Here is an 8,427-nt window from a genome sequence, read left to right as displayed (position 1 = left end):
CGCGTCCGGGCCGCGATCGACGGCTGCCAGGCGGCGAGTGACTTTCGTCACTCGCCGCGCCACGGGCCGCGTTTCGAGAGCGGGCAGCACCCGAGGGCACCGGCAGTGGGCGCGGTGGCCGGGTCCCCTCAGAATATGAACGAGGTGCCATAACCCGTCGTCTGCACCGTGCCACCGGTGGTATCGGCACGCACGGTGACGAACGGCATGGCCGAGGCCGGAGACAGACAGCCGTTGACCTGCAACGGGGTATTGCTGTGCGCGAAGGTGTACGGGAAGGTCGACTCCGCGTCGAGTTCCGCCGCGCCGATCACGGCCGTCGTCACCGTGCCGGGAGCCAAGTTGACCGCGAGCTCGCCGGCGAGGCCGCTCTCGACACCGAAGGCCTGCGCCAGAGCAGCGTTCACACCGGCACTGACGCCGACCTCGGGCGGTGTCAGCACGTCGAGCCAGGGATCGGCCATAGGTTGTCCGTTCCCTTCGGGGTCCGGCTCGACCATAGGCGGTTCGACCGCACCGGGGGCGAGATCAACCCCGAAATCGACACCCGCCTCAGGTGCGACCTCGGTGGAGGCACCGACACTCGGCGCGATGGCGACCGAGATACCGTTGGCTATATCGATGGCGCAGCCGAGCAGATAGCCGGCGACGATTTCACCGCCGCGCAGCGGTGCGCCGCCGTCGGCGGCGACCGAGAAGTCCCCGGATACCTTGATCGCGTGCGCGAAGGGCACCCCCATAGCCGTGTCACCGGACGGCTCGGAAGTACTGGAATTCGCGGACGCCACCACGCGCAGCCCACCGGAATCGATTTCCCCCGGCGCTGCCCGTGCCGCGGTATCGACAGTGGAGACAGCGCCGGTGACGACCGATATCACCGCGGCGAGCGTGGCCACAATGGATGAATACTTGTGGTTCATCGTGCTCCAGTCCTCATGTTCGGATCGAAAATTCACACGAACTCGGACACCGCCGACTGTCACGAAACCCGGATCGCACAGGCGAACCCGATTTCCAGGCGATTACCCCGGAAGCAAAATATCCGTACCGCACCCGAGATTCGCCGATGAATCGGTAAGCAGTACTCGCGGAGCATCATAAACACTTGTGCCCGGTACCGGGCACAGGCCACGCGCCGAATACTCCACTGATCGGCGCACAATCGCCGTCCATCCCCCTTCCGGAACCGGGGCGGCCGAGCAGACGGCACCTCGCGGCAGAAATCGTCACGACCTCTGTCCGCTGTGGACAGCACGGCACGGTCCGGGCCCACCGACGATCATCCGCCCCGGCGGACGCTGCGGACCGCTGCCGCCGCGCGGCTCAGTGCGCCGCCGCGTCCCAGCTGCGCCCGAGGCCGACCGAAACACTGAGCGGGACGGAGAGTTCGATGGCGGAGGCCATCTGCTCCCGGGCCAGCTCCTGCAACTGTTCCCGCTCACCCGGAGCGACCTCGAAGACGAGTTCGTCGTGGATCTGCAGCAGCATCCGCGACCGCAGCCCGGACTCGGCCAGCGCGCTGTGCACATTGATCATCGCGACCTTGATGATATCGGCGGCGGTGCCCTGGATCGGGGCGTTGAGCGCCATCCGCTCGGCGGCCTCGCGGCGCTGGCGGTTGCTGTGGTCGAGGTCGGGCAGGTAGCGGCGCCGGCCGAAGAGGGTCTGCGTGTAGCCCACCTTGCGGGCCTGCTCCACCACGGCGTGCAGATAGTCGCGGATACCGCCGAACCGGGCGAAGTAGATATCCATCTGCTCCTTCGCCTCCTGGGTGCTGATCTTCAGCTGAGCGGACAGACCGTAGGAGCTGAGGCCGTACGCGAGGCCGTAGGACATGGCCTTGATCCGGCGGCGCATCTCCGGGGACACCTCGGAGATCGGAATGTCGAACGCCTTGGAGGCGACGAAACTGTGCAGATCCTCGCCGGAGTTGAAGGCTTCGATCAGGCCCTCGTCCCCGGAGAGATGGGCCATGATCCGCATTTCGATCTGGCTGTAGTCGGCGGTCATCAGCGATTCGTAGCCCGGGCCGACCACGAAGGTGTCGCGGATCATCCGGCCGGTATCGGTACGGATGGGAATATTCTGCAGATTGGGTTCGGTGGACGACAGCCGCCCGGTGGCGGCGATGGTCTGGTTGAAGGTGGTGTGGATCCGGCCGTCGTCGGCCACGGATTTCAGCAGGCCGTCCACGGTGACCTTGAGGCGGGTGGCGTCGCGGTGGGCGAGCAGATGCTGCAGGAAGGGATGCTCGGTCTTCTCGTAGAGCGATTCCAGCGCGTCCGCGTCGGTGGTGTAGCCGGTCTTCGTGCGCTTGGTCTTGGGCATATCGAGTTCGTCGAACAGCACCACCTGCAGCTGTTTCGGCGACCCGAGGTTGATCTGCTTGCCGATCACGTCGTAGGCGGCGTTCGCGGCCTCGGCGACCTTGTCCGCGAACTGCCGCTGCAATGCGCCGAGCTGATCGGTGTCGACGGCGATACCGGCGTCCTCGAGTTCGGCGAGCACCCCGAGCAGCGGCAGTTCCATCTCGTCGAGCAGCGGCGTGGATTCGATCTTGGTGAGCTCTTCGTCCAGGGCGTCGGCCAGATCGGCGACGGCGCGGGCCCGCAGCATTTCGTTCTGCGCGAGTTCGGCATCGACCGCGTCCTCGGCGTCCAGCAGGGAGAGCTGCGGCGCGGCCTCGGTCTCGGTGCGCAGTTCCCGGTGCAGGTACCGCAGCGACAGATCGTCGAGGTTGAAGCTGCGCTGTCCCGGCCGGACCAGATAGGCGGCCAGCGCGGTATCGCTGCTCAGGCCCCCCAGTGTCCAGCCGCGACCGCGCAGCGCGTGCAGCGCGCCCTTGGCCTCGTGCAGGGCCTTGCTGTGCGACGTATCGGTGAGCCAGGCACCGAGCGCCGATTCGTCCTCGGCGGTGAGGGCGGTGATATCGATATAGCCGGATTCGCCGTCCGCGGCGGCGATGGCGAGCGCGCGCACGTCACCGGCCGCCGGTGTAGTGGTGCCGGACAACGAAATACCGTGCCGGGCACCGGATTTCGCGTGCTCGGCGAGCCAGTCCGCGACACTGCCGGGCTCGAGCGTGCGCCCGCTGATCTCGAAACCCGATTCGGCCTCCACGGTGGGCGGGGCCAAGGTTTCGAAGAGCCGGTCGCGCAGGACCCGGAACTCCAGATCGTCGAACAGCTGGTGGATCCGCTCCCGGTTCCAGGCCCCCTGGGCCAGCTGATCGGGAGTGTAGGGCAGCGGGACGTCGCGAACCATTTCGGTGAGCTGACGATTGAGCACCACACTGCTCAGATTGGCGCGCAGCGAATCACCGACCTTGCCGCGGACCTCGTCCACCTTGTCGACGAGTGTGTTCAGATCCCCGTACTCCCGGATCCATTTGGCGGCCGTCTTCTCCCCCACGCCCGGGATACCGGGAAGGTTGTCACTGGGGTCGCCACGCAACGCCGCGTAATCCGGGTACTGCGCCGGGGTGAGACCGTATTTCTTCTCGACCTCCTCCGGAGTGAACCGGGTGAGATCGGAGACCCCTTTCCGGGGATACAGCACCGTCACATCGTCACAGACCAGCTGGATCGCGTCACGGTCGCCGGTGACCACCAGCACCCGGTATCCCTGCGGGACGGCCTGGGTGGTGAGCGTGGCGATGATGTCGTCGGCCTCGTAACCCTCGATCGCCATCACCGGGATACCGAGCGCGCCCAGCACCTCTTTGGTGAGTTCGACCTGCCCGCGGAATTCGTCGGGAGTCGCCGACCGGTTGGCCTTGTACTCCGGGTATGCCTCCACCCGGAAGGTCTGCCGGGAGACGTCGAAGGCGGCGGCCACATGGGTCGGTTTCTCGTCGCGCAGCAGATTGATGAGCATGGCGGTGAACCCGTACACCGCATTGGTGGTCTGCCCGGTGACCGTCTGGAAATTCTCCGCGGGCAGCGCGAAGAAGGCCCGGTAGGCCAGTGAGTGCCCGTCCAGTAGCAGCAGCGTGGGCCGATCTCCCGAGGAACCCGGGGCGGCGGAGGCGGACGTCGGCTGCGCAGTGGTCGGTGAGGTCACACCCCGAGAGTCTAGGGACCCCCACCGACACCCACCCACACCCGTACCGGGTCGGCCCCGGCTTCAGCCGACTCCCAGGTAGGCGGCCTGTACCGCGGGATCGTCGAGCAGCTCGCGGCCGCGCCCGGTCTTGGTGATCTTCCCGGTTTCCACGATGTAGGCGCGGTCACTGCGGGCCAGCGCCTGCCGGGCGTTCTGCTCCACCAGCAGCACGGTGGTGCCGGTGGCGTTGATCTCGGCGATGATCCGGAAGATCTGCTGGATCACCATCGGCGCCAGCCCCATGGACGGTTCGTCCAGCAACAGCAGCCGCGGCCGGGCCATCAGCGCCCGCCCGATGGCGAGCATCTGCTGTTCGCCGCCCGAGAGCGTGCCGCCGGCCTGTTTGCGCCGCTCCAGCAGCCGCGGGAACAGTTCGAAGACCCGCTCCAGAGCGGCCGCGTACTCGGTCTTCTTCGCGAAGGGCCGGGCGTAGCAGCCCATATCGAGGTTCTCCTGCACGGTCATCCCCGGGAACACACCCCGGCCCTCGGGCGCCTGCACCAACCCCCCGATCACCCGCTCGTGTGCCTTCAGCCGGCTGATATCGCCGCCCTCGAACCGGATCTGCCCGCGAGTCAACGGCAGCAGCCCCGACAGGGCACGCATGGTGGTGGTCTTCCCGGCGCCGTTCGCGCCCAGCAGGGTGACCAGTTCCCCCGGGGCGACCCGCAGCGAAATACCGTGCAGGGCTTGGATCCTGCCGTAGCCGACAACCATATCGGTGACCTCGAGCAGTGGCTCGGTGCCGGTGTCCTTCGCGAACTGGTCCGGTGCCGTGGTCATCCGCGCTCCTCCGATCCGTTCCCGGCGTCGCCCGCCGTGTTCTTCTCCGCGCGCAGCGCCGCCGTGGACGCCGCGAGGTCCGCCGAGGTCAGCTCCTCGTCCGGGACGCCCAGGTAGGCGGCGATGACCGCGGGGTCGGTGCGGATCTGCTCGGGTAGGCCGTCGGCGATCTTGCGCCCGAACTCCAGCACCACGATCCGGTCGGTGACTCCCATCACCAGCCGCATATCGTGCTCGATCAGCAGCACGGTGAACCCGTCGTCGCGGATCTTGCGGATCAGGTCCATGAGCGCGGATTTCTCACTCGGGTTGAACCCCGCGGCCGGTTCGTCCAGGCACAGCAGCTTCGGTTCGGTCGCCAGCGCCCGCGCGATCTCGAGGCGCCGCTGATCGCCGTAGGAGAGGTTGCGGGCCTTCTCCACCGCGCGCGGCGCGATCCCCACGAACTCCAGCAGTGCCATCCCGCGTTCGATCGCGTCGCGTTCCTCCCGCCGATGCCGCCGCGTCCGCAGGATCGCGCCCGGCACCGAGGTCCGGTGCCGGGCGTCGGTGCCCACCACCACGTTCTCCAGTGCGGTCATCTCACCGAAGAGCCGCACGTTCTGGAACGTCCGGGCGATCCCGAGCCGGGTGATCGCGTTACGTTTGCTCTTGGTGAGCGGTTTCCCGTCGAAGTACACCGCGCCCGCCGCGGGCCGGTACACCCCGGTGATCGCGTTGAAACAGGTCGTCTTCCCGGCGCCGTTGGGGCCGATGAGACCCAGGATCTCGCCGCGCCGGATCTCGAAACTCACCGCTTCGAGGGCGGTGAGCCCGCCGAACTTCACAGTGAGGTTCTCGGTACGCAGCAGCGGCGCCCCGACCTCGGTGCGGATCTCCCGGTGCGCGGCCACCACCTCGGCCACCGTCGCCGCGTCGGCCAGCGCCGGATCGACGGCGGCCACATCGACCTCACCGGCCGATGCGATCGGTTGCTCGGCCGCGTAACCGGCGGCCAGGTCCTCGTTGTCGAATAACGCGTCACCCGCGTTCGGCCCGGTCACGAGGTCGCCTCCCCGGCGGGCCGGCGGACGGCCCGCACGATCTGGCGGCCGTAGGCGAGCAGTTTCTGCCGGACCGGGAACAGGCCCTGGGGTCGCAGGATCATCATCACCACCAGTGCGATTCCGAAGTACAGATATTTGAGGTCACCGAGACTCTGCGCACCGCCGGCATAGAACATGAGCACACTGCTCAGCAGCAGCACCGCGTACACCGCCGCGAGCACGGTCACCGCGAGATACCCCCAGCGCCACGGGCCGGTCAGCTCCCGGGCCCGCAGCCGCCAGCCCACCAGCAGCGCCGCGATCACCACCACCGCGACCGCGAGCTGGACGTATCCGGTGGTCTCGTCATCGGTGATCTCCACCGACATCAACCGGTTCGGCAGGTACACCACCAGGAAGGCCCCGACGATCACGCCGAGTTTGTTGCCCTGGCCGCCGATCACCACCGCGCACAGGAACAGCATCGAGTTGATGATGTTGAACCCGGTCGGGTTGATGAACTGCACCTGCCCGGCGAACAGGGCGCCGGACAGGCCACCGATCCCGGCGCCGATCATGAACGCCCACAGCTTGAACTTGAAGGTGGGCACACCCATGATCTCGGCGGCGTCCTCGTCCTCGCGGATGGCCACCCACGCCCGGCCGACCCGGCTGCGTTCCAGGTTGCCGACCAGCAGCAGCACCGCCACCACGGCGAGCATGCCGACCCAGTACCACCAGGTCCCGGAGTTGGCGCGGTCGATCAGGTCGGAGCTGCCCGGGTCGCCGACGTTTCCGGCCGAGAACACACCGTTGGGCCGGGACTCCGATTCGCCGATATGCGGATTGGCGATGCCGGACAGACCCAGGCTGCCGTTGGTGAGTTCGCCCAGGTTGTCGGCGAGCAGGCGGACGATCTCACCGAAGCCGAGGGTCACGATGGCCAGATAGTCCCCGCGCAGCCGCAGCGTCGGCGAACCGAGGATCAGCCCGGAGACCGCGGTCACCAGGATGGCCAGCGGAACACAGGCCAGCCACGCCCAATCGGAGTGCAGCCGACCGCCGTCGGTCTGGTTCCACGGACTGTTCGGGCTGGTCAGCAGGCCGACGGTATACGCGCCGACCGCGTAGAAGCCGACGTAGCCGAGATCCAGCAGCCCGGCCTGGCCCACCACCACGTTCAGGCCGATGGCGATCAGGGCGTACATGGCGAACTGCGCCATGACCCCGCCGAAGCTGGTCCCCGGGGTGTCCAGCAGCGGCGGCGGGAACAGCGGCAGCAGCGCCGGCACCGCGAGGGCGGGGATACCCACCGCCCATTGCGCCGGACGGCTCAGCCCGGCCCACCAGGCGCGGATCTCGTCGCCCAGCCCGTGCCCCGCGGTTTTATCGATCTGCACCGTGCTCATGTGCGGGCCCTCCCGAGACTTTCACCGAGAATGCCGGTGGGCCGGAAGAACAACACCAGCACCAGCACCACGAACGCCACCACGTCCCGCCATTCGGTACCGAACAGCATCTGGCCGTAATTCTCGACCAGGCCGAGCAGCAGACCACCGAGCAGAGCGCCGCGCAGGTTCCCGATACCGCCGAGCACCGCGGCGCTGAACGCCTTGATGCCGAGCACGAACCCGCCGGAGAAGATGATGGCGTTGGGAATCTTCATCACGTACAGCATTGCGGCGGCACCGGCCAGCAGACCGCCGATGAGGAACGTCAACATGATGACCCGTTCCCGCGAAACCCCCATCAACGTGGCGGTATCGGGGTCCTGGGCCACCGCGCGGATACCGCGCCCGAACCGGGTGCGGTTGATGAGCACCTCGGCCAAGACCGCCAGTGTCACCGCCGACACCACGATCACCAGCGTCACATTGGTGACGTCGGCGCCGCCGATGGTGAACTGCACCGTCGGTTCGACCAGCATGATCGGCTGCTGCGCATTGGTACCACCCAGGTCCGGCCACAGCTTCGGCAGCACGAAGTGCACGAACTCCTGGAGTACGAACGACATGCCGATCGCGGTGATCAGGAAGGTCAACGGTTTGGCACCGCGGCGGCGCAGCGGACGATAGGCCGCGCGTTCCAATCCCACCGCGGCCGCACCCGACACCGCCATCCCGAAGAGCATCGCCAGGCCCATATAGGTCACCGTGAGGATGACGCCCTGGCTGTAGACATTGCCGCTGGGCGCGAACCCCAGCAGCATCAGGCCCACGTACTGCCCGAACATCCCGAGCATGAACACTTCGGAATGCGCGAAATTGATCAAGCGGAGTACCCCGTAGACCAGGGTGTACCCCACCGCTACCAGCGCATATATCGCACCATAGGACAAACCGTCGACCGTGAGCCGCCAGAATTGATCGATAACACCCTGGTAGTTGAAGTCGATCGATCCCTGCGCGAGAACGGCCGCGGCGGCCGGCAAGGATGCTGTCATTCGAAATCCGCCCTCATCGTCATCGGACCCTCGCCCGAGCAGCGCGCAGTACGCGCCCCCGGCGAATGCCGG

At 67.3% G+C, this 8,427-nt stretch carries 6 protein-coding genes; all 6 read right to left on the bottom strand.

Annotation, left to right across the window (positions count from 1 at the left end; genetic code table 11):
* Positions 1 to 128: 128 nt before the first annotated feature.
* Positions 129 to 920 (bottom strand): MspA family porin, encoded by a 792-nt coding sequence (locus ACLML9_RS02000; RefSeq protein WP_411943830.1) that lies wholly within the window; start codon positions 918 to 920, stop codon positions 129 to 131.
* Between the two features lie 403 nt (positions 921 to 1,323).
* On the bottom strand, positions 1,324 to 4,062 hold the full coding sequence (gene polA / locus ACLML9_RS01995) for a DNA polymerase I (RefSeq protein WP_411943829.1): 2,739 nt from the start codon (positions 4,060 to 4,062) through the stop codon (positions 1,324 to 1,326).
* Positions 4,063 to 4,125: 63 nt separating this feature from the next.
* A complete protein-coding gene (locus ACLML9_RS01990; protein ID WP_411943828.1) occupies positions 4,126 to 4,887 on the bottom strand; it encodes an ABC transporter ATP-binding protein in 762 nt (253 codons plus the stop codon).
* On the bottom strand, positions 4,884 to 5,930 hold the full coding sequence (locus ACLML9_RS01985) for an ABC transporter ATP-binding protein (protein ID WP_411943827.1): 1,047 nt from the start codon (positions 5,928 to 5,930) through the stop codon (positions 4,884 to 4,886). Before ACLML9_RS01985 ends, ACLML9_RS01990 begins: the two co-directional genes overlap by 4 nt.
* A complete protein-coding gene (locus tag ACLML9_RS01980; RefSeq protein WP_411943826.1) occupies positions 5,927 to 7,321 on the bottom strand; it encodes a branched-chain amino acid ABC transporter permease in 1,395 nt (464 codons plus the stop codon). Before ACLML9_RS01980 ends, ACLML9_RS01985 begins: the two co-directional genes overlap by 4 nt.
* On the bottom strand, positions 7,318 to 8,355 hold the full coding sequence (locus ACLML9_RS01975; RefSeq protein WP_030523741.1) for a branched-chain amino acid ABC transporter permease: 1,038 nt from the start codon (positions 8,353 to 8,355) through the stop codon (positions 7,318 to 7,320). The genes ACLML9_RS01980 and ACLML9_RS01975 overlap by 4 nt, the downstream gene beginning before the upstream one ends.
* Between the last annotated feature and the right edge of the window lie 72 nt (positions 8,356 to 8,427).

The organism is Nocardia sp. NPDC002869, assembly GCF_046764065.1.
In the GTDB taxonomy this organism is placed as follows: Bacteria; Actinomycetota; Actinomycetes; order Mycobacteriales; family Mycobacteriaceae; genus Nocardia; species Nocardia rhamnosiphila.
The sequence above is the reverse complement of the archived record's forward strand: the minus strand, read 5'-3'. Positions and strand labels throughout refer to the sequence as shown.